The 19,548-nt window shown below is 52.3% G+C and carries 21 protein-coding genes and 1 tRNA gene; 12 read left to right on the top strand and 10 right to left on the bottom strand.

The features are described 5' to 3' along the window. Positions 1-19 precede the first annotated feature (19 nt). The 6 genes from dinI (at position 20) to RTX30_RS00085 (ending at position 3,607) form a co-directional block, all read left to right on the top strand. Positions 20-265, top strand: a complete 246-nt coding sequence (gene dinI / locus RTX30_RS00110; RefSeq protein ID WP_312685617.1) for a DNA damage-inducible protein I — start codon at positions 20-22, stop codon at positions 263-265. A gap of 277 nt (positions 266-542) precedes the next feature. Next, complete coding sequence (gene bssS / locus RTX30_RS00105; protein WP_017456389.1) at positions 543-797, top strand: biofilm formation regulator BssS; 255 nt, start codon at positions 543-545, stop codon at positions 795-797. Positions 798-914: 117 nt separating this feature from the next. After that, positions 915-2,030, top strand: a complete 1,116-nt coding sequence (gene solA, locus RTX30_RS00100) for an N-methyl-L-tryptophan oxidase (RefSeq protein ID WP_312685615.1) — start codon at positions 915-917, stop codon at positions 2,028-2,030. Between the two features lie 56 nt (positions 2,031-2,086). Continuing rightward, complete coding sequence (locus RTX30_RS00095) at positions 2,087-2,206, top strand: YceO family protein (RefSeq protein WP_312685614.1); 120 nt, start codon at positions 2,087-2,089, stop codon at positions 2,204-2,206. A 257-nt stretch (positions 2,207-2,463) separates the two neighbouring features. Continuing rightward, entirely contained in the window at positions 2,464-3,030 is a 567-nt protein-coding gene (locus RTX30_RS00090) for a cytochrome b (RefSeq protein ID WP_312685612.1), read from the top strand. Between the two features lies 1 nt (position 3,031). Further along, complete coding sequence (locus tag RTX30_RS00085) at positions 3,032-3,607, top strand: YceI family protein (RefSeq protein ID WP_312685610.1); 576 nt, start codon at positions 3,032-3,034, stop codon at positions 3,605-3,607. 36 nt (positions 3,608-3,643) lie between these two features. Here RTX30_RS00085 and RTX30_RS00080 read toward each other — a convergent pair whose 3' ends face one another. After that, the gene (locus RTX30_RS00080; RefSeq protein WP_312685608.1) at positions 3,644-4,693 is read right to left on the bottom strand and encodes a rhodanese-related sulfurtransferase; all 1,050 of its coding nucleotides are present in this window, start codon (positions 4,691-4,693) and stop codon (positions 3,644-3,646) included. Positions 4,694-4,904: 211 nt separating this feature from the next. Between RTX30_RS00080 and RTX30_RS00075 the strand changes: the two genes are divergently transcribed. The 4 genes from RTX30_RS00075 to RTX30_RS00060 all read left to right on the top strand — a co-directional run bounded on the left by RTX30_RS00075 (position 4,905) and on the right by RTX30_RS00060 (position 9,346). Then, complete coding sequence (locus RTX30_RS00075; protein WP_312685606.1) at positions 4,905-5,825, top strand: Kdo(2)-lipid IV(A) acyltransferase; 921 nt, start codon at positions 4,905-4,907, stop codon at positions 5,823-5,825. Between the two features lie 150 nt (positions 5,826-5,975). Beyond that, positions 5,976-7,238, top strand: coding sequence for a multidrug efflux MFS transporter MdtG (gene mdtG, locus RTX30_RS00070; protein ID WP_312685604.1), 1,263 nt, complete (start codon positions 5,976-5,978; stop codon positions 7,236-7,238). Between the two features lie 164 nt (positions 7,239-7,402). Beyond that, the gene (locus RTX30_RS00065; RefSeq protein ID WP_312685603.1) at positions 7,403-8,785 is read left to right on the top strand and encodes a glycoside hydrolase family 28 protein; all 1,383 of its coding nucleotides are present in this window, start codon (positions 7,403-7,405) and stop codon (positions 8,783-8,785) included. A 186-nt stretch (positions 8,786-8,971) separates the two neighbouring features. Then, a complete protein-coding gene (locus RTX30_RS00060) occupies positions 8,972-9,346 on the top strand; it encodes a MysB family protein (protein ID WP_312686781.1) in 375 nt (124 codons plus the stop codon). On the opposite strand, the gene RTX30_RS00055 is transcribed toward RTX30_RS00060, so the two are convergent. The 3 genes from RTX30_RS00055 to mdoG form a co-directional block, all read right to left on the bottom strand. Further along, on the bottom strand, positions 9,347-9,574 hold the full coding sequence (locus RTX30_RS00055; protein ID WP_312685602.1) for a YceK/YidQ family lipoprotein: 228 nt from the start codon (positions 9,572-9,574) through the stop codon (positions 9,347-9,349). A 70-nt stretch (positions 9,575-9,644) separates the two neighbouring features. After that, positions 9,645-12,173 (bottom strand): glucans biosynthesis glucosyltransferase MdoH, encoded by a 2,529-nt coding sequence (gene mdoH / locus RTX30_RS00050; protein ID WP_312685601.1) that lies wholly within the window; start codon positions 12,171-12,173, stop codon positions 9,645-9,647. Further along, complete coding sequence (gene mdoG / locus RTX30_RS00045) at positions 12,166-13,701, bottom strand: glucans biosynthesis protein MdoG (protein WP_312686779.1); 1,536 nt, start codon at positions 13,699-13,701, stop codon at positions 12,166-12,168. Before mdoG ends, mdoH begins: the two co-directional genes overlap by 8 nt. Positions 13,702-13,973: 272 nt before the next feature. Between mdoG and mdoC the strand changes: the two genes are divergently transcribed. Further along, entirely contained in the window at positions 13,974-15,122 is a 1,149-nt protein-coding gene (gene mdoC / locus RTX30_RS00040) for a glucans biosynthesis protein MdoC (RefSeq protein WP_312685599.1), read from the top strand. A 35-nt stretch (positions 15,123-15,157) separates the two neighbouring features. Here mdoC and ymdB read toward each other — a convergent pair whose 3' ends face one another. The 6 genes from ymdB to ghrA form a co-directional block, all read right to left on the bottom strand. Beyond that, entirely contained in the window at positions 15,158-15,700 is a 543-nt protein-coding gene (gene ymdB, locus RTX30_RS00035) for an O-acetyl-ADP-ribose deacetylase (protein WP_312685597.1), read from the bottom strand. Between the two features lie 83 nt (positions 15,701-15,783). Beyond that, positions 15,784-15,966 (bottom strand): hypothetical protein, encoded by a 183-nt coding sequence (locus tag RTX30_RS00030; protein ID WP_312685595.1) that lies wholly within the window; start codon positions 15,964-15,966, stop codon positions 15,784-15,786. A gap of 274 nt (positions 15,967-16,240) precedes the next feature. Continuing rightward, a complete protein-coding gene (locus RTX30_RS00025) occupies positions 16,241-16,723 on the bottom strand; it encodes a DUF1097 domain-containing protein (RefSeq protein WP_312685593.1) in 483 nt (160 codons plus the stop codon). Positions 16,724-16,826: 103 nt separating this feature from the next. Further along, positions 16,827-17,381 carry a molecular chaperone gene (locus tag RTX30_RS00020; RefSeq protein ID WP_312685591.1) on the bottom strand — a complete coding sequence of 185 codons (555 nt, stop codon included), beginning with the start codon at positions 17,379-17,381 and terminating at the stop codon, positions 16,827-16,829. A 19-nt stretch (positions 17,382-17,400) separates the two neighbouring features. Then, complete coding sequence (locus RTX30_RS00015; RefSeq protein WP_312685590.1) at positions 17,401-18,138, bottom strand: phosphatase; 738 nt, start codon at positions 18,136-18,138, stop codon at positions 17,401-17,403. A gap of 84 nt (positions 18,139-18,222) precedes the next feature. Continuing rightward, positions 18,223-19,161 carry a glyoxylate/hydroxypyruvate reductase GhrA gene (ghrA, locus tag RTX30_RS00010; protein WP_312685589.1) on the bottom strand — a complete coding sequence of 313 codons (939 nt, stop codon included), beginning with the start codon at positions 19,159-19,161 and terminating at the stop codon, positions 18,223-18,225. A gap of 263 nt (positions 19,162-19,424) precedes the next feature. Between ghrA and RTX30_RS00005 the strand changes: the two genes are divergently transcribed. Further along, positions 19,425-19,512, top strand: a tRNA-Ser gene (locus tag RTX30_RS00005). Positions 19,513-19,548: the final 36 nt, after the last annotated feature.

Here is a 19,548-nt window from a genome sequence, read left to right as displayed (position 1 = left end):
AATTACACAGGGGGCTATTATGCGCATTGAAGTGACTATCGCCAAAACAACACCCTTACCGCCGGGCGCTATTGATGCACTGGCGGGCGAATTATCCCGTCGACTGAACAACTCCTATCCCGATCGTGAAAATCGCATTACGGTTCGCTATGCCGCAGCAAATAATCTGTCGGTGCTCGGCGGCGCAAAAGAAGATAAAGATCGCATAAGCGAAATTTTGCAGGAAACCTGGGAAAGCGCTGACGACTGGTTTATCACCGATTAATTTTTCCCTGTGATGGGCTTTTTTTGCCGGGTCGCCCCGGCTTTTTTTGTTTCTTTTTTAAGCACGTTACGTTTATTTTCCGTTTGTCATAAAATTCATGCTCAAGATTGCGCTTTCTCCTTCAAAAAAGTGAAAAGAGTGCAAAAAATATGTTGCAGAGTGTTTATTTGTTCGCTCTGAAGGGAAAGTTGTTGGTATACTGAAAAGGCTTCAAAAAAAACACGCATTGAACCTCGAAAGTCGTTGTCTAATTAAACACGCCAAAATGGGGGTTATGATGGTAAAGAATAATGAAGTCATCCAGACCCATCCGCTGGTCGGATGGGACATCAGCACCGTTGATAGCTATGATGCACTGATGCTCCGGTTGCACTACCAGACCCCAAACAGAGCCGCTCAGGAAGAGACTGAAGTTGGCCAGACGTTATGGTTAACCACTGATGTCGCCCGTCAGTTTATATCGATTCTCGAAGCGGGCATTGCCAAGATAGAATCAGGCGATTACCAGGAAGACGAGTACCGCAGGCATTAGAATTAATGCTTTCATGCACTCAAAAGGCACCCTCGCGGTGCCTTCTCTATTTCTGCCCTTGTATAACACCCCCAGGTTATTTACCCTCCTGAAAAAAGCATTCGCCTGGAGAACAACATGAACTACGATCTGATTATTATCGGCAGCGGCTCCGTCGGCGCTGCCGCCGGTTATTACGCCACTCGCGCCGGGTTAAACGTGCTGATGACCGATGCGCATTTACCGCCCCATAAAGAAGGCAGTCACCATGGTGATACACGCTTAATTCGCCACGCTTACGGCGAAGGCGAAAAATATGTTCCGTTAGTACTGCGCGCACAGCAACTGTGGGAGCAACTGGCGGTTGAGAGTGGTGAAGCGGTATTTGAACGTACCGGTGTTGTCAATCTTGGCCCGGCTAATTCCGCGTTCCTCACTAACGTTGCACAGAGCGCCGCACAATGGCAACTGGCGCTAGAAAAGCTCGATGCGCCGTCGCTAATGGCGCGCTGGCCCGAGATCCGGGTGCCCGAGGATTACATAGGCCTGTTTGAAGCTGACTCAGGCGTCCTGCGCAGCGAACTGGCCATCAAAACCTGGATCCGCCTTGCGGAACAAGCGGGCTGTGCCCAATTATTCAACTGCCCCGTAAATGCACTACACCATCACGAGGGCGGGATCAGTATCGACACGCCTGAAGGCACCTTCACCGGCAAGAAAGTGCTGGTCAGCGCCGGGACATGGGTTAAACAACTGGTTCCGGCGCTGCCAGTACAGCCAGTCCGTAAAGTCTTTGCCTGGTTCCAGGCCGACGGGCGCTATAGCACTAAAAATCGTTTTCCGGCGTTTACCGGTGAAATGCCGGATGGCTCGCAATATTATGGTTTCCCGGCCGAAGAGAATGAGCTGAAAATAGGTCGCCATAATGGCGGTCAGCCAATCGACAGCGCCGAACAGCGCACACCGTTTGGTGAAGTCGCCAGCGATGGTTCTGAGTGTTTCCCATTTCTGCGCCAGTTTCTGCCTGGGATCGGCGGCTGTCTGTACGGCGCAGCCTGCACCTATGATAATTCGCCGGATGAAGACTTCATTATTGATACGCTTGCGGAACACCCGGACACTCTGATCATCACAGGCCTTAGTGGCCACGGATTTAAATTTGCTCCTGTGCTGGGCGAAATTGCCGTTGCCTTTGCGCAAGGTGAAAAAACCGCATTTGATTTAACGCCTTTTTCGCTTTCACGTTTTGCGTGATTTTCTTTTCGCGGCCTTATTATAAGGCCGCTTTATTTTGCAATTCCGGAGCGCGTATGCGCCGTCTTTTTCATTACGTAGTTAATAACGTCCGTGAACATTTAATGGCATATATTGTATTGTGGTTATTGATTGCAGCCATCGATATTATCTACATTGTCATCTCATTGCAGTAAAAATTGACAAAACTTGACATCGTCTTTAACAGAGTCAATTTCATGACAGTATATTTGAACCTCTTAAAATTAAGAAAATCCTTATTTCACTTGGTTTTTTTGCTATCACCCCTCTAATAACCTGAACATAGATTGTTCTTATCATTCAAAAATTATGATATAGAAAAAATATCATTCTTATTTGCTAATTTTGAGTTGCAATCTTATTTATCTCACGCCATTTTAAATTAACTCGCTATTAACTTCGGTTAACCACTATGCAATTGCGTAATACCCCATTTCGCTATGGTGCTATTTCTGTTGCCCTCCACTGGCTGGTCGCTGTGGTTGTTTACGGCATGTTTGCTCTGGGTTTATGGATGGTGACATTAAGCTATTACGACGGCTGGTATCACCAGGCGCCGGAGTTACATAAAAGCATTGGCGTTCTGCTAATGCTGGGCCTGGTTATCCGCATCCTGTGGCGTTTTCTTTCTCCGCCACCACCGCCGCTCTCGACCTATTCACGCCTGACGCGCATGGGCGCAGTGATGGCGCATATTGCGCTCTATCTGTTGCTGCTCGGCATCATTTTCAGCGGCTATCTCATCTCGACAGCCGACGGTAAACCTATCAGCGTGTTTGGTCTGTTTGAGGTACCGGCAACTTTTGCCGATGCCGGCTCACAGGCCGATCTGGCCGGTACTGTTCACCTGTGGCTGGCCTGGAGTGTCGTTGTGCTCTCTGTGCTGCATGGCCTTGCCGCTTTTAAACACCACTTCATCGATAAAGACGCCACTCTCAAGCGCATGCTGGGAAAATCGTCACCTGACTCTGGAGCATAATATGAAGAAAATCCTGCCGGGACTCGCTCTCGCATCGCTGCTTTTTGCCACCGGTTCTGCTGTGGCGGCAGATTATAAAATTGATAAGGAAGGGCAGCACGCCTTCGTGAATTTCCGTATTCAGCATCTGGGCTATAGCTGGTTGTACGGTACGTTTAAAGATTTTGATGGCACGTTCAGCTTCGATGAAGCCAACCCGACGGCGGATAAAGTGAATGTGACCATCAACACCAACAGCGTCGATACCAATCACGCTGAGCGTGACAAGCATTTGCGCAGTGCGGAATTCCTCAATGTGGCAAAATTCCCGCAAGCCACATTCACGTCCAGCGAGGTGAAAAAGAACGGTGATGGGCTGGATATAACCGGCAACCTGACACTGAATGGCGTCACTAAACCGGTTACGCTTAATGCAAAACTGATTGGTCAGGGCAACGATCCATGGGGCGGTGTGCGCGCTGGTTTTGAAGCGGCGGGGAAAATCAAACTTAAAGACTTTAACATTACGACCGATCTTGGACCGGCATCGCAGGATGTTGAATTAATTATTTCGGTGGAAGGTGTACGTCAGAAATAATAGCACCAGGAGAGGGTTTGCCCTCTCCTGTTTGACTTATTCCGGGTCGGGTATGCCCAATTTTGTGTTCAGGCGGCCACGGGATTTGTTAAAAATCTTATTGCCATTCTCACGCCCGGCACGGCGTTTACGCTGCTCTTCTTCCGGCAATTCGCGCTCTTCTTTGCACAGCTCACTGCAGCAACCGTGAAACTTCTCGGCACACGCCGGACACTGAATAAACAGCAGATGGCAGCCATCATTCAGACAATTGGTATGGGAATCGCAGGGGGTGCCACACTGGTGGCAATGTGCGATCACATCCTGTGAAATACGCTCACCCATCCGCTCGTCAAAGACAAAGTTTTTACCAATAAAGCGTACCGGCAACCCTTGTTCACGGGCACGGCGTGCGTATTCAATGATCCCGCCTTCAATGTGCCACACTTTATTGAAACCGTTGTGCTTCATCCAGGCGCTGGCTTTTTCACAGCGGATGCCGCCAGTACAGTACATCACAATCTTCTTATCTTTATGCTCCTGCATCATCTCTACCGCTTTCGGCAGTTGCTCGCGGAAAGTATCGGCGGGGATCTCCAGCGCACCATCAAAATGCCCCACTTCGTATTCGTAGTGGTTACGCATATCGATAAAAATCGCTTCGGGATCGTCCAGCATCGCATTCACTTCCGCTGCTTTCAGATAGTCACCGACATCGCTGGCATCGAAACTCGCGTCTTCGATACCGTCCGCCACGATCCTATCGCGCACTTTCATGCGCAATACCCAGAATGATTTACCGTCGTCATCAATGGCGATGTTCAGGCGTAAGCCGTCCAGTGCCGGGTCGAAGCCATACAAAAAATCGCGGAACGCGGCAAAACGACTCTCCGGCACGCTGATTTGCGCATTAATCCCTTCGTGCGCCAGGTAGACGCGGCCAAACACACTCAGCCGGTTAAATGCCTGATACAGCGCATCGCGGGTGGTCTGCGGGTTAACAATGGAGAAATACTTATAAAACGAGACGGTGATGCGCGGCTCAGTCTCCGCAAGCATGCGGGCTTTTAATTCATCATTAGAGATGCGGTTGTGTAACACTGGCATGGTGTACGTATCCTGCAAGAGTAGAAAAACGGCGGCATCATAAAGCAAATACGGATAATTTACATCCTTACATTTTGCGCTACATTTTCCCTCATTCTTATCACGTCATTTCAACAGTTACCCGCAAAACAGGCGTAATGTGCGCTCTGATTTTGGTTAATTTCAAAAAAATGAGATAATACAGGTAATTGTTGCTTAAAAAAGGACAACTATGACGCATTTACCCAAGTTTTCCGCAGCACTCGTGCATCCGCGCCACTGGCTCACCTGGCTGGGGATCGGTGTGCTGTGGCTGGTCGTTCAGCTTCCCTATCCGGTGATTTATCGCCTTGGTTGCGGTCTGGGCCGTCTGGCTAAACTGGTGATGAAGCGCCGCGTAGAGATCGCACGGCGCAATCTGGAACTCTGCTTCCCGCAGATGAACGACACAGAACGCGAGAAGATGGTGGCGGATAATTTCGAGTCCGTTGGTATGGGCGTGATGGAGACGGGCATCGCCTGGTTTTGGTCCGATCGCCGCATGAATAAGTGGATGGAGGTTTCCGGCTTCGAGCATGTGCGTAATGTACAGGCGCAGGGCCGCGGCATTTTATTGATTGGCGTGCACTTTTTGACGCTGGAAATCGGTGCCCGCATGTTTGGCCTGAATGAGCCAGGCATTGGAGTATATCGGCCAAATGACAATCCGCTTATTGACTGGCTGCAAACTCGCGGGCGTATGCGCTCCAACAAAAGCATGATCGATCGTAAAGACCTGAAAGGGATGATCCGTGCATTGAAGGGTGGCGAAGTCGTCTGGTATGCGCCAGACCATGATTACGGCCCGCGTGCCAGTGTGTTTGCGCCTTTTTTTGCCGTTAAGCAGGCAGCTTCCACTTCCGGTACATGGATGCTGGCCCGTATGTCGCAAGCCTGCATTGTTCCTTTTGTTCCGCGCCGTAAACCGGATGGAAAAGGATATGAACTGATCATGCTGGAAGCTGAATGTTCTCCGCCACTGGATGATGCGGAAACCACTGCGGCGTGGATGAATCGCGTTGTCGAGCGCTGCATTATGATGGCACCAGAGCAGTATATGTGGCTGCACCGGCGCTTTAAAACGCGCCCGGAAGGCGAGCCATTCCTCTACTGACCCCTGACAACCCGCATTGCGGGTTGTTTTCTTTTTGTCACACATAAGGTCCGCGATCGATTGCAGCATCTGTAACCCGGGCGCATAATTAGCAGGCTTACGAATAGTCTAATCACTCTCTGCGTCGCACGTGCGCTGTTACGGAAAGTTATGCCATCCTCTGATGTCCCGATAAACTGGAAACGCAATCTTACGGTTGTCTGGCTTGGGTGCTTCCTTACGGGGGCGGCCTTCAGCCTCGTGATGCCGTTTTTGCCGCTGTATGTTGAACAGCTGGGAGTTACCGGGCACGGCGCGCTCAATATATGGTCCGGGCTGGTATTCAGCATCACATTCCTCTTTTCCGCCTTCGCTTCACCCTTCTGGGGTGGGCTTGCCGACCGTAAAGGCCGGAAAATCATGTTGCTCCGCTCTGCTCTCGGGATGGCCATCGCTATGGCGTTGATGGGCGTCGCGCAAAACGTCTGGCAACTACTGATTCTTCGTGCATTGCTGGGCCTGTTAGGCGGCTTTATTCCCAATGCTAACGCGCTGATCGCAACGCAAATGCCGCGCAACAAAAGCGGCTGGGCGTTAGGGACACTCTCTACCGGCGGCGTGGCGGGTGCGCTTCTTGGCCCGCTGGCTGGCGGTCTGCTGGCAGATGCCTGGGGCCTACGCATGGTCTTCTTTATTACTGCCACGGTACTGTTTATCTGTTTCCTGTTAACCCTGTTCGCCATCCGGGAAAACTTCGTCCCGGTGCCGAAACGCGAGATGCTGCATGCCAAAGAGGTCTTCGCCTCGCTAAAAAGCCCGAAACTGGTGCTCGGTCTGTTTGTTACGACCATGATTATTCAGGTTGCCACCGGTTCGATTGCACCGATCCTGACGCTGTATGTACGTGAACTGGCAGGCAACGTCAGTAATATTGCATTTATTAGCGGCATGATTGCTTCTGTACCTGGGGTTGCGGCGCTGCTCAGCGCGCCGCGGCTGGGTAAACTGGGCGACAGGATTGGTCCCGAGAAGATCCTGATCGCGGCGCTGGTCATTTCCGTCCTGTTGCTGATCCCCATGTCGCTGGTGCAAACGCCATTGCAGCTCGGCATCCTGCGTTTTCTGCTCGGCGCTGCGGACGGCGCTTTACTGCCTGCGGTGCAGACGCTGCTGGTGTACAACTCCACCAATCAGATAGCCGGGCGCATTTTCAGCTATAACCAGTCTTTCCGCGATATCGGCAACGTGACCGGGCCGCTGATTGGTGCAGCGGTTTCTGCCAGCTACAGTTTCCGCGCGGTGTTCTGCGTCACCGCAGCCGTGGTGCTGTTTAATGCTGTCTACTCATGGTTTAGTTTGCAACGTCCGGCACGCCGCGTGGTGAGTCAGAACGAGAAAAGATCCCCGCGCGCGCCCGTCCAGGCAGATGAGTAAGAATATGGCAATGGACATGCGCCCGAAACACACCCGTTCTGTTGCACAAAAAAATGCCAACCTTTCAGGCAAATGAACCATAATCTGCAAAGCGTGAAGTCAACCGCACAGAAAAGAACTAACAGTGTTATTTTTTAGAAACACCATTTCAATACGGAGTTTCTATGCGACAACGGATCCTGCTCTCATGCCTCGCGACCAGCGTGGTGACCCTCTCTCCCCTCAGCACGAGTTTCGCCGCCAGCAACGTGGCCTTCCCGGAAAAAATTTGTGATATCACACAATACGGCGCGGAAGGTCACCGTTTGCAAATCGATCTTAATACGTCTGCAATTCAGCGGGCCATTGATGATTGCGCCCAGGCCGGCGGCGGCACAGTCCGGGTTCCGCGGGGTAACTACCTGACAAATCCGCTATTTCTGAAAAGCAACGTGCAGTTAAAGCTGGAAAAAGATGCCACGCTTGTTGCCTCCACCGAGATTGACGCCTATCGCGCCAGTGAGCAGACGAAGTACGCTGAAGCGGAGAATGGCTGGCTGCCGTTTATTAGCATCGCGAATGCCCATAATGTTGCCATTACGGGTGAAGGGACCATCGACGGCCAGGGGGCGGTCTGGTGGGAGCGCTGGCGCGAAAACATTCGCGCGACGGGTAAAAAAGGCGGCACCGACAGGCCGCGCCTGGTCTATATTCGCCAGTCCAGCAATGTACTCGTTGACGGGATCACACTGACACACTCCCCCAGTTTTCATATTGTGATGCGCTACTCCCACGATATCGATATCAACAACACGCGCATTTTATCGCCCTGGCATGCGCCGAATACTGACGCCATCGATCCGATTGATAGCCAGAACATTCGTATTACCAATAACTATATCGACTGTAATGACGACCATATCGCCATTAAGGCCGAGAAACCGGACAGTCGCTTCCCGGACGGCGTTGTCGATAACATCTATATCGCCAACAATACCCTCAAACAGGGGCGCGGTATCTCCATCGGTAGTGAAAGTGCCGGTGGCGTTAATAATGTGCTGGTAGAAAACAATACGTTTGAGGGTTCGATGTACGGTATCCGGATTAAAAGCCCTCGCGGAAAAGGCGGTGAGGTAAAGAATGTGACCTACCGCAATACCACTCTGCATGACGTTGAAGTGCCGCTGGTGTTTTCGGCCTATTACAAAGCGGCGCCCATTGTGCAGGACGAAGTGGATAAAATGCTCAAAGCCGGAGGTTTTACGCTTGGTGAGCAGATTTATCCGCCAGACAGTGATGCAAAGCAGCCTTTCGATAAACACACTACCCCACACTTTAGCAATATTACTGTTGAGAACCTGACCTCAACCGGTAAGAGCAAAGCCGCAGCGTTTATCATTGGCACGCCGGAAGCGCCGCTAAGCGGTTTCCATTTCAGCAATGTTAATATCGCGGCGGAACGCGGTATCCGTGTACGCAATGCGGAACTGGCAACGACCGGGCTAAAAATTGAGGTCGCAGAAGGGCCGGCCATTCTGCAAGAGGCCGGGGCGAAAATCAGCCACTAAATAGTGGGGCGTACTGTGCGTTTAGCAGTACGCCAACCTTCCGCCACCGACTCTTCTCATCATCACTATTCTCCTGAAATCACAGATAACATTGTTAGCGATTTGACGCTGTCAGTGTCAGCGTCTATAGATTTCTGCATGTCTTTTTTCTTCCATGCAAAGGAGTCTGATATGGCCGAACCTAACCTGAATTTTTATTCGACATTGTCTGAAGCGATTGACGCTGCCCGTGAGGAGTTTCTCGCAACTAATCCTGAACTGGATGAAGAAGACGTGAATGTGCAGCAGTTTAATGTGCAAAAGTACATTCTGCAGGATGGCGATATTGCATGGCAGGCAGAATTTTTTGCCAACGAGGAAGAACCGGGAGAGTGTTTGCCCATGCTCAGTGGCGAAGCGGCGCAGAGTGTGTTTGATGGTGATTATGATGAAATCGAAATCACCCAGGAGTGGCAGGAAGAAAATACGTTGCATGAATGGGACGAAGGGGAATTCCAGCTGGAGCCCCCACTCGATACCGAAGAGGGGCAAACCGCCGCTGACGAGTGGGATGAGCGCTGATTACTCATACGGGCCATGATTGGCATCTATCGGCAGCAAGAGGGTGTCGAAAACCAGCGAAAACGGCAGATCCAGTACAGTAATATAGCGCCAGGCTGAGTCACGAACATCCCATTGCACACCCGGGTAGTACTGATTTCCATGGCCCTGCCCGGGTATGGTGCGGCTGATAATGCTCCCGCAACCGCTCAATACGCACGCCATTATAACAATCAAAACAATCCTCACCTGCCACCTCAGCTATGTTGCATGGGTAAAAAAATACCGGCCTGTGGCCGGTATTTTCCTTAATGTCGGCTTACTTCGCCTTTAACGCCAGCGGATTAAGCTTCAGCGTTTCGTAGTAGCTCACCCAGGAGAGGTATCGCTCCGGGGCCGACCACACACGGTAATGCAGGCGTGAAAGCGTGACCGGATCGCTGAGCAGGACCAGACGACGATCGCGATTCAGCTTTTCTGGCGTTTCATTCAGCGCCTGCTCAACGTGACGATCGCGGGCAATTTCCAGGACATGGCTCGCACGGTGACGCGCGGTGGCCATTGCCGTCGCCAGCGCGTTAAAGGACGGGTTAAACACTGCATGCATGAAGCCGTCCTCCAGCGAGCGAGAGCGGTTCAGCTCCAGATATTTGTCCGTCGCCACCAGCACTTCCGGCGGTGAATACTCTTCCGGGATCAGGAACAGTTTCATCCGCTTGGTGCGCAAACCGGTCGTCGCACGGCTGGAAATCACTGATACAAACGGCGACAGGATCAGCGAGAAGACAATCGGCGCAAGCCAGAACAGGAAACGCAAATCCAGCCAGGCCATCCCTACTGCCCACACCAACCCGAGCAATAACTGCGAACCGTGGCGCATAAACGCTTCGCCCCACGGTGTGGAGTCATCATCACGTTGCGGCGAGTTCCAGACCACTTCCCAGCCAAGGAATGCACTGACCACAAACACCGTGTGGAATAGCATACGCACCGGTGCCAGCAGTACCGAGAACAGAACTTCAAGCAACAGCGAGAGAGTCACCCGGAAGAAGCCGCCGTACTCTTTCGGCCCTTTGCACCAGACCAGAATAATACTCAGCAACTTCGGCAGAAACAGCAGGACCATAGTCGATGCGAAAAGCGCTATCGCCAGCTCCGGACGCCACTGTGGCCACACCGGGAACAACTGACGCGGTTGCAGAAAGTACTGCGGTTCCGTCAGTGCATGTACTACCTGCAAGGCCGTTGACAGCGCGAGGAACATAAACCACAGCGGCGCAGACAAATAGGACATCACGCCGGTGAGGAACACCGCCCGGTGCACCGGGTGCATCCCTTTCACCAGGAACAGACGGAAGTTCATCAGGTTACCGTGGCACCAGCGGCGGTCGCGTTTCAGTTCATCCAGCAGGTTTGGCGGCAGCTCTTCATACGAGCCTGGCAGATCATAGGCGATCCACACCCCCCAACCAGCACGGCGCATTAATGCAGCTTCCACAAAGTCATGCGACAGAATAGAGCCGGCAAACGACCCCTCACCCGGCAACGGCGCAAGCGCGCAGTGCTCAATGAAAGGTTTCACGCGGATGATAGCGTTATGCCCCCAGTAGTGGGATTCCCCCAACTGCCAAAAATGCAGGCCGGCAGTGAACAGCGGTCCATACACGCGGGTTGCGAACTGCTGGCAACGCGCATAAAGGGTGTCCATCCCAGACGCTTTCGGCGAAGACTGAATGATCCCGGCATTCGGGTTCGCTTCCATCAGACGCACCAGGCCCGTCAGACACTCGCCGCTCATGACGGAGTCCGCATCCAGCACGACCATATAACTGTACTGGCTGCCCCAACGGCGGCAGAAGTCATCAATGTTGCCGCTCTTACGTTTCACGCGGCGGCGGCGGCGGCGATAGAAGATCTGCCCTTCCCCCTGCACTTCCGCAATCAGTTCCATCCAGGCTTTTTGTTCAGCCACGCAGATATCCGGGTTGTAGCTATCGCTCAGGATATACACGTCGAAGTGCTGTTGCTGCCCGGTGGCTTTTACGGATTCCCAGGTTGCGCGCAAGCCTGCGAAAACGCGATCTACGTCTTCGTTACAAATTGGCATGATGAGCGCAGTACGGTGTTCCGGGTTCAGCGGTTCATCGCCAACTGTCGAGGCCGAGATACTGTATTTATCACGACCAATCAACAGCTGCAGAAAGCCCATCAGCGCCGTCCAGAAACCTGCCGATACCCAGCAGAACAGAACAGCAAAAAGGATCAGGATGCCGGTTTGCAGCACATAAGGCAGCAGCTGCATAAACGAAACCCACAGATCCTGGCCCGCCATATCGGTCGGCGTGATTAACGCCCAGCCCTGATACGGCAGAATGGTTTTCATATACCAGGTGGCGACCACGGTCTGCGCCAGCGTCAGCAGCAACAAGATGTAACGACGGATGGAGCCGACGGTACGCCACTTCTGCTCCTGAACCTGCTCTTCTTTGGTCAGACGCGCAAGGTAGCGCGGCGCCACTTCGCGCCCACGCAGACGATCCCAAAAACGCCCAAGAGGGTTAGTACGCCAGGGATCCGGGAACATAGAAGAGCGCTTCGCCTTCGGCATGGCCTGCAGCTGGGCACGACCTTCGTCATCTTTTAACAACTGACCTTCCGCCAGCGCATCCGGCCAGCTGCCTTGCAGACGCGCCTCGACAGATCCTAACGGCGTGTCATCTTCACGTTTCCAGTCCGTGTGCCCGGTATCCAGCGCCTTATGCACACTCTGGATACTCTCTTTCGGCAGCGCTGCCTTTTCCGCATCCGTGAGCGGCAGCGCGTCGATATACTCGATTGTCTTATTCATTGGCAGGTAGCTGATAGCTCCAGGTTTCACTCAGGGTCTGATCGGCATTGACCAGCGCTGCGCGCATATCCGTCGTTTTCTTCGGATCTTTCACTTTCACGCGCAGCATCAAACGCCAACCTTGCGTAACCGGGTTATAACGAACGGTGTTTTCTACGATTTCACCGTTATCGCCAATGCTGGCTTGCGCTGTGACAGGGGTTTCCTTCGGCAGTTTTTTCATATCCTGGCCGGTGAAATCTACCACGAACGCGAGGGTACCGTCTGGCTGACGGATAAGATTCGACTGCTTAACATCGCCGGTAGAGCGACGCGTCTGCAGAACCCATGCGTTATCTGGCGCATGCAGTTTATCTTCGTCACGGCTAAAGGTGATGGTGTACTTGAAGTTCATCTCTTTACCGGGTTCCGGCAGTTGGTCCGGGGTCCAGTAAGCGACGATATTATCGTTGGTTTCATCGTTGGTTGGAATTTCAACCAGTTCAACTTTGCCTTTGCCCCACTCGCCTTTCGGCGTGACCCACGCGCTCGGGCGCAGATCGTAGCGGTCATCAATATCTTCAAAACGGGAGAACTGACGCCCACGCTGCAACAGGCCAAAGCCCTGCGGGTTTTCCATGGCATAGCTGCTGACAGCCAAATGTTTCGGATTGTTCAGCGGACGCCAAATCCACTCGCCATTGCCTGCCAGCATCGACAAGCCGTTAGAGTCGTGCAGCTCAGGACGGTAGTTTGTCGCCGATGACGGTTGCGTCGGCCCGAACAGGAACATACTGGTCAGCGGTGCCACGCCCAGTTTGCCGACTTTATCACGCAGGTAGACTTTAGACTGAACGTCGACCACGCTGTCACGGCCAGGAATGATCACGAAACGATACGCCCCTGTGGCGCGCGGCGAATCCAGCAACGCATAAATCGTCAGGCGTTTATCGGTCGGTTTAGGACGTTCGATCCAGAACTCGCGAAAGCGTGGGAACTCCTCGCCGGAAGGCAGTGCTGTATCGATCGCCAGACCGCGCGCGGAAAGGCCATAGACCTGTCCTGCGCCAATTACGCGGAAGTAGCTTGCACCCAGCATGCTGACAATTTCATCGTTTTTGTCTTTGCTGTTGATCGGGTAAAGCACTTTAAAACCGGCAAAACCCAGATCTTTAACGGTGTCTTTATCATGCTGAACGTTGCCGAAGTTGAAATAGTCCGGACTGTATTTGATTTGGCGCACGGCGGTGCTGGTCACTTCGTTGATGGTCACCGGCGTGTCGAAGTACATACCCTGATGATAAAACTCAAGCTTAAACGGGGTGTTGGTCGCGTTCCAGTAGGCTTTGTCATGGTTAAACTGGATCTGCTGATAGTCCGCGTATTTCATCTCACGGAACACAGAGGGCAAGTTGCTTTTGGGCGCTTCGTAGCCTTTAGAGGCCAGAGATTGTGCCTGTTTTGCGACATCATCAATAGAAAAAGCCCAGCCAGATGACGTATAAAGTGACAACAGTACAGCTGCACCTACCCAACGCATTTTCATCATTCGTAATTTAGGTTTCATAATAACTAAGCACTTCCCCCTTTGTGTGCTTAAATCGATCCGATCCATTTTAATGGAAACTCAAGCAATCCGACAACTGAATCCCCGCATTGTTCTGTATGCGAGCGCAGCGAATAAGCAAATAAAACTAATCCTTTATCGTTTTGCGAGCTATCCTGGAGACAGCTTCGTAGTCATAGTGTAGGGTTACTTTCGAATGTAATCATTATTTGTCTTATGGATAAGACGAAAAGTCTGAGAATGGACAGAGCGCTATGACCAAAGCCCCTGCACAACGTGAATATTTCCTTGATTCCATACGCGCATGGCTGATGCTGCTTGGGATCCCTTTCCACATATCGCTGATCTATTCCAGCCATATGTGGCATGTCAACAGCGCCTATCCATCATGGTGGCTGACGCTGTTCAATGACGCCATACATGCGTTTCGCATGCAGGTGTTTTTCGTGATTTCCGGTTATTTTTCATACATGCTTTATCTGCGTTACCCGATGAAACGCTGGTGGACAGTGCGCGTTGAACGTGTCGGGATCCCGATGCTAACTGCTATTCCGCTTCTCACCTTGCCGCAATTTATTATGTTGCAATATGTGAAAGACAAAACCAGCGAATGGCATACCCTTTCGACTTATGACAAATTCAACACCCTTGCGTGGGAGCTGATTTCCCATTTATGGTTCTTGCTGGTGCTCGTCATATTAACGACCGTAAGCATGTGGTTGTTTAAAAAAATAAAAAACAATGCCGAACGCTTTTTAGGTTCTATTTCCATGGGCAAGCTGACCCTCTGGTTCCTGCTGTTTGGTATTATCTGGGCAGCGATCCGCCGAATTATTCTTGTTATCTCGCCTGAAATATTACGCGATGCGTTATTTAATTTCACGGTGATGCAGTCTCTGTTCTACATCCCCTTTTTCCTTCTGGGCGCGTTAACCTTCATTAATCCGCGGCTGAAAACCTTGTTTACTACCCCATCAATTGGGTGTGCAGTCGGTTCGCTGTTGGCATTTTCCGCCTATTTGCTTAATCAACGCTACGGCAGCGGAGAGGGCTGGATGTATGAAAACGAAGCCGTAATTACCATGCTGCTGGGGCTGTGGATGGTGAATGTAGTCTTTTCGCTGGGTCACCGGTTACTGAATTTCCAGTCGGCGCGTGTCACCTACTTCGTTAACGCTTCACTGTTTATTTACCTGGTACACCACCCGCTGACGCTGCTGTTCGGCGCGTGGATAACCCCGCATATTCAGTCCAACCTGTTAGGTTTTATTACCGGGCTGGTGTTTGTGGTCGGCATCGCTATTCTGCTGTATGAAGTGCATCTGCGCATTCCGCTGCTGCGGTTCCTTTTTTCTGGCAAACCCCAGGTTACGGACGGGCAGCCTCAGGTTTCAACCCGATAACCGGCTGCCTGCTCCGGTGCGCAGTCGCTCCGGGTTTACCCCGTGGGCTGGTCGCCCAGTTGGGTTATGAGGCGCTGATAGAGATGGGTGTTTTCGTCATCAAAGCAGACAAACCAGACGTGCTGCAACTGAAGGCGTCGGATGAGGTAGTCAGAAACCGTATTCACGGCAATTTCGGCTGCCGCCGCTTTTGGGTAGCCATAAACGCCAGTGCTAATCGCCGGAAAGGCGATGGTGGTGTAACCATTGGCTTCGGCCAGCTGCAGCGAATTCCGATAAGCGTCTTCCAGTAACCGGGCTTCATGTTCATCGCCGCCTCTCCAGACGGGACCAACCGTATGAATCACCGCTTTGGCGCGCAAATTTCCCGCCGTAGTGATCACCGCATGCCCGGGCGGACATTCGCCTTGCTGCTGCCGGACTTGTTTACACGCTTCCATTAGTGCCGGGCCGGCAGCGCGATGGATCGCACCATCCACTCCGCCCCCACCCAGTAACGATGAGTTTGCCGCATTGACTATCACATCAACATCCAGGGTTGTGATATCCCCCTGGATCACCTGTATACGTGGCTGCATATTCGTCCCCTTCAGACTGTCGCCCCTTGAACATCATTAAGTGTATCCTGGCTAACAGGAAATGGCGGAACCCGTCCATGCAATCAGTTATAGGAAACGCCAACCAGCACTTTAGAATATGGCGTATTGAGGTAACGAACCTGCACATTGGCGAGTTGCGAAGCGCCCTGGACCTGTGTGGTGCGCGTCTTAAAATCGATACGCTGATTATCTTCCACACCATCACGCGGGCAGGCAATCGTCAGCGTATGGCTGACTGTCTTCATATTACAGCCGCCCTCAACAATCTTACCGCGTAGCAGGAGTGATCCATCGTTAACCATTGTTGCAGACGCAGCAGAGGCGGCAAGAAAGATGCCAGCGAGAGCCAATATATACACGTTGAAAAGCCGCCTATTCACCTTTGAAACCACCTCATATACTGGTATGACCAGGATTAAAATGGCACAGCGGCGAACGTTTTAAAACCAGTGTTTGTGCAAATTTAAGCTAAGCTGCGGAAATGATGCGTAATAACACGAAAAGACTCGTGATTTGCATTTATAAAGGATTTTTTTCTGAAGACAACAGCGCCGCACGCCGTGATGCCAGCCACAGTCCGCTGTTTTTCATGGCATAGCCAAATAACAGCCCAACCGCCAACGAAGGCACAACCAGTCGCCAGTCGCCCTGCCCCGCAAACGAGGTACAAGCGCCAATAAACGTGCCAGGCACAAACGAGAGCAGAACACTTTTCGCCTGTATGCACATTAAGAAGGCGACAATACCGGTCATCATATACCCGACGATCTCAAAATGCGGTGCCAGCGCTGCGCCGTGAATAATCACCTGTGCCCAGACCACTCCGCTCATTAGGGTACAAGCAGAGATCAGCAACCCCTTCACGCCACCCTGCGGGCAAGCGAAGTACGCGGTACAACCAAGAAAACCGGCCCAGCTCAGTAAGCCAAGTGAAACAGCCACCCAGCCCCACAAGCCAGAGAGGATCCCGGTCGTCAGTGCAAGAGAAAAGAGTATGTTCATGGCGCGCATCATAGCAGATACGCGCCCTCTTTATGTGATAGCAATCAGATTATTTGAAACAGAAATCATTCTGTTGCATTAAAAGCGTGACAATAATCACGCTTTATTCTTCTGACTCTTCCTGCAGCTCATCCCACATGGCGGCGATAGCATCACGGGCCAGCGGCGCCATGGTACGCCAGAACGGTGTAGTGGCATGGGCTTCGACTTTACCGAAGAAGGTACCGCACCAGGGCAGCAAATAGTCGGCAAACAGAGTTTCCAGCGCTTCGCTCTCATCTTCTGCTGATTGATCTTCCAGCCAGGAAGCCGCCAGCAGCAAGGTGCCAATATGATCGGCAGGCACATCCGTCAGTGGCATGCCGCGACTGGATAAGAAGGAACGAATTTCAGCCTCCGTCGCGCCTTCAACCCACGCGCTGCGAAACGGTGAAACACGGCATTCATCACCCACGAACAGCGCGTTGTAATCTGCCGCCAGCGCCTGCGCGTCACAGTTTTTTTGCAAGCGTTCCAGTAATTCGTCCTGCTCCAGCGGCCAGCTTTCCGCCAGTTTCCCCTCACGGATCAGGGTATACAGCGGCACCAGCAGCGGATCTTGCGGCTGGCGATAAAACAGCGAGCCGAGCACGCGGCAGAGGATTGAAAATTCGTTCATTCAGTTATTCCAGTCAGTATTAAAGTTCTTCAAATTCAGTAATAGGTGCCATGCCGCGGGATTCGAGGAAATTCAGCAGGCGGCGAGGAGAGACATTCAGGATTCGGTCTTCCGGGAAGTCGACCTCATCAAGAATTTTTCGGCACTCGCTAAAGTCACCTAATGTGAATGCGGTATGCGAATCCGATCCCAACGCTACCCAACCGCCCGCATCACGGACAGCCGCCGCCACTGCGCGGCAGTTTGCTTCACTTCCCTTACGTGAGTGGATAAACGAGGAGTTATTAATTTCCAGCGCGACCTGATATTTCGCCGCAGCGGCAGCAATGGCCGGGATATCCACCGGGAACTTCGGGTTACCAGGATGGCTAATAATATGCACGTTGCCGCTCGCCATGGTGGCGATCATCGCCCGGGTATGTGTCGCTTCATCCTGTGGCGGAAAAACCGGCTCATGAAATCCGGCAATGATCAGATCCAACGAAGTCAGTATTGGTCCGGTGCAGTCGATGTCACCCTCGACGTTTTTGATGTTGGCCTCAATACCGCGCAGGATCCCCACACCCTCCACCAGCCTTGGCCAGATACGCATATTGACGAAGTGCCAGTAGTGCGGCGCATCTGCCATATCGGGACCGTGATCGGTAATGGCAAACAGTTTAATGCCTTTGCGTTTGGCTTCGGCAATATAGTCATGCAGCGTACTGTAAGCGTGGGTGCTGGCGACGGTATGCATATGCAGGTCAACGGGATACATGGCTCACTCCTGTAGTTATTTCTGCAAGGATAGCAGTTATCGTGGTCTATTTTAATGACAAAACCCGGCGTCGCCGGGCTGCTGTCAGTAACCGCGCTGCCTGTCGACCCTGCCAGTGACCGGCTCGCCACGCTCCAACTGACGAATGGTATGGCTAATAAAAGCAACGGCTTCCGTTTTTCGGGTCGTTGCCGCCATATGCGGGGTAATGCCAACGCGCGGGTGCGCCCATAGCACATTATCCTGCGGTAACGGCTCCTGATGGAAAACATCCAGCATCGCCCCTTTCACTTTTCCATTCTTAAGCGCGAGGAGCAGATCACTTTCCACCACATGAACACCACGTGCCAGGTTCATCACGTAACTCCCATCAGCCAGTTGATTGAGCAAGGACTGATTGATGATTCCTGCTGTTTCCGGCGTATTAGGCAGCAGGTTAATCAACACGCGCGTACCGTGCAGAAAAGCACTCAACTCCGAATTTCCGGCAAAACTCTTTACACCGGGGAGCGACTTGCGGCTACGGCTCCAGCTACGTAGCGGGAATCCCCATGGCAGAAGGCTTTCAGCCACTTTGGCACCCAGAACGCCCGCACCAAGAATACCCACATTGAAGTCGTCTCGCTCATACTCTTCCAGCGGCTGCCATGTGGCTTGCTGTTTCAGGATTTGGTAGTCGTCAAATCGACGGAACCAGTGCAACACCTGGCTTACGGCATACTCCTGCATTTGCAGTCCCATACCCGTATCTTCCAGGCGAAATAGCGGGATTGTTTCTGCCAGCATGTCCGGATGGTTTTTAAGCTGACTGAGAATGGCATCCACCCCGGCCCCAAGCGTAAAGACCCCTTTTAATGCGCGTCCTCTCAGCATCTCAACCGGAGGATGCCATACCAGCGCATAATCTGCGGGTGCGTTATCGCCCGCGCCCCAGACACGGACATTTGCCTGGGGCAAGGCATCGCTCAGGGCGCTAATCCAGTCGTGGCTATCAAACGAGGGGTGATAAAAGAGAATGTCCATATCAACTCCGGCGTTAAATGTGTTGTCTCCGCATGGTCCGCGGAGCTGTTGTGTATGATTTATAAGGGTTAGCAGCATAACAAATTTCTTCCGCGCGGCGCGCAGAAAGTGCCATGACGAGAAAAAAAGCGATTTCAGAACGTTTAAGAAGCATGTTGTTTGAAGTTTGTCTAAACGCGCTGATTTATTGCAAAAGATGATTGACGGCGTTAGCGGTTTTCCCTACATTAGCGCCCGTCCCGACAACATCGGGAAAACAATGTGGTGAGGTGTCCGAGTGGCTGAAGGAGCACGCCTGGAAAGTGTGTATACGGCAACGTATCGGGGGTTCGAATCCCCCCCTCACCGCCATCATTTCAGATAAGAGCCTGTACAAACGTACGGGCT

This window comes from Kosakonia sp., from assembly GCF_032052965.1.
Lineage (GTDB): Bacteria > Pseudomonadota > Gammaproteobacteria > Enterobacterales > Enterobacteriaceae > Kosakonia.
The sequence above is the reverse complement of the archived record's forward strand: the minus strand, read 5'-3'. Positions and strand labels throughout refer to the sequence as shown.

Coding starts and splice junctions, on each gene's coding strand:
- RTX30_RS00065 (WP_312685603.1), top strand. CDS start 7,403: ATGCGACAACGGATCCTGCTCTCATGCCTCGCGACCAGCGTGGTGACC.
- mdoC (WP_312685599.1), top strand. CDS start 13,974: ATGACCAAAGCCCCTGCACAACGTGAATATTTCCTTGATTCCATACGC.
- RTX30_RS00090 (WP_312685612.1), top strand. CDS start 2,464: ATGCAATTGCGTAATACCCCATTTCGCTATGGTGCTATTTCTGTTGCC.
- RTX30_RS00020 (WP_312685591.1), bottom strand. CDS start 17,381: ATGAACGAATTTTCAATCCTCTGCCGCGTGCTCGGCTCGCTGTTTTAT.
- RTX30_RS00075 (WP_312685606.1), top strand. CDS start 4,905: ATGACGCATTTACCCAAGTTTTCCGCAGCACTCGTGCATCCGCGCCAC.
- RTX30_RS00015 (WP_312685590.1), bottom strand. CDS start 18,138: ATGTATCCCGTTGACCTGCATATGCATACCGTCGCCAGCACCCACGCT.
- RTX30_RS00095 (WP_312685614.1), top strand. CDS start 2,087: ATGCGCCGTCTTTTTCATTACGTAGTTAATAACGTCCGTGAACATTTA.
- solA (WP_312685615.1), top strand. CDS start 915: ATGAACTACGATCTGATTATTATCGGCAGCGGCTCCGTCGGCGCTGCC.
- mdtG (WP_312685604.1), top strand. CDS start 5,976: ATGCCATCCTCTGATGTCCCGATAAACTGGAAACGCAATCTTACGGTT.
- bssS (WP_017456389.1), top strand. CDS start 543: ATGGTAAAGAATAATGAAGTCATCCAGACCCATCCGCTGGTCGGATGG.
- RTX30_RS00025 (WP_312685593.1), bottom strand. CDS start 16,723: ATGAACATACTCTTTTCTCTTGCACTGACGACCGGGATCCTCTCTGGC.
- dinI (WP_312685617.1), top strand. CDS start 20: ATGCGCATTGAAGTGACTATCGCCAAAACAACACCCTTACCGCCGGGC.
- mdoG (WP_312686779.1), bottom strand. CDS start 13,701: ATGATGAAAATGCGTTGGGTAGGTGCAGCTGTACTGTTGTCACTTTAT.
- RTX30_RS00030 (WP_312685595.1), bottom strand. CDS start 15,966: ATGAAGACAGTCAGCCATACGCTGACGATTGCCTGCCCGCGTGATGGT.
- ghrA (WP_312685589.1), bottom strand. CDS start 19,161: ATGGACATTCTCTTTTATCACCCCTCGTTTGATAGCCACGACTGGATT.
- mdoH (WP_312685601.1), bottom strand. CDS start 12,173: ATGAATAAGACAATCGAGTATATCGACGCGCTGCCGCTCACGGATGCG.
- RTX30_RS00085 (WP_312685610.1), top strand. CDS start 3,032: ATGAAGAAAATCCTGCCGGGACTCGCTCTCGCATCGCTGCTTTTTGCC.
- ymdB (WP_312685597.1), bottom strand. CDS start 15,700: ATGCAGCCACGTATACAGGTGATCCAGGGGGATATCACAACCCTGGAT.
- RTX30_RS00080 (WP_312685608.1), bottom strand. CDS start 4,693: ATGCCAGTGTTACACAACCGCATCTCTAATGATGAATTAAAAGCCCGC.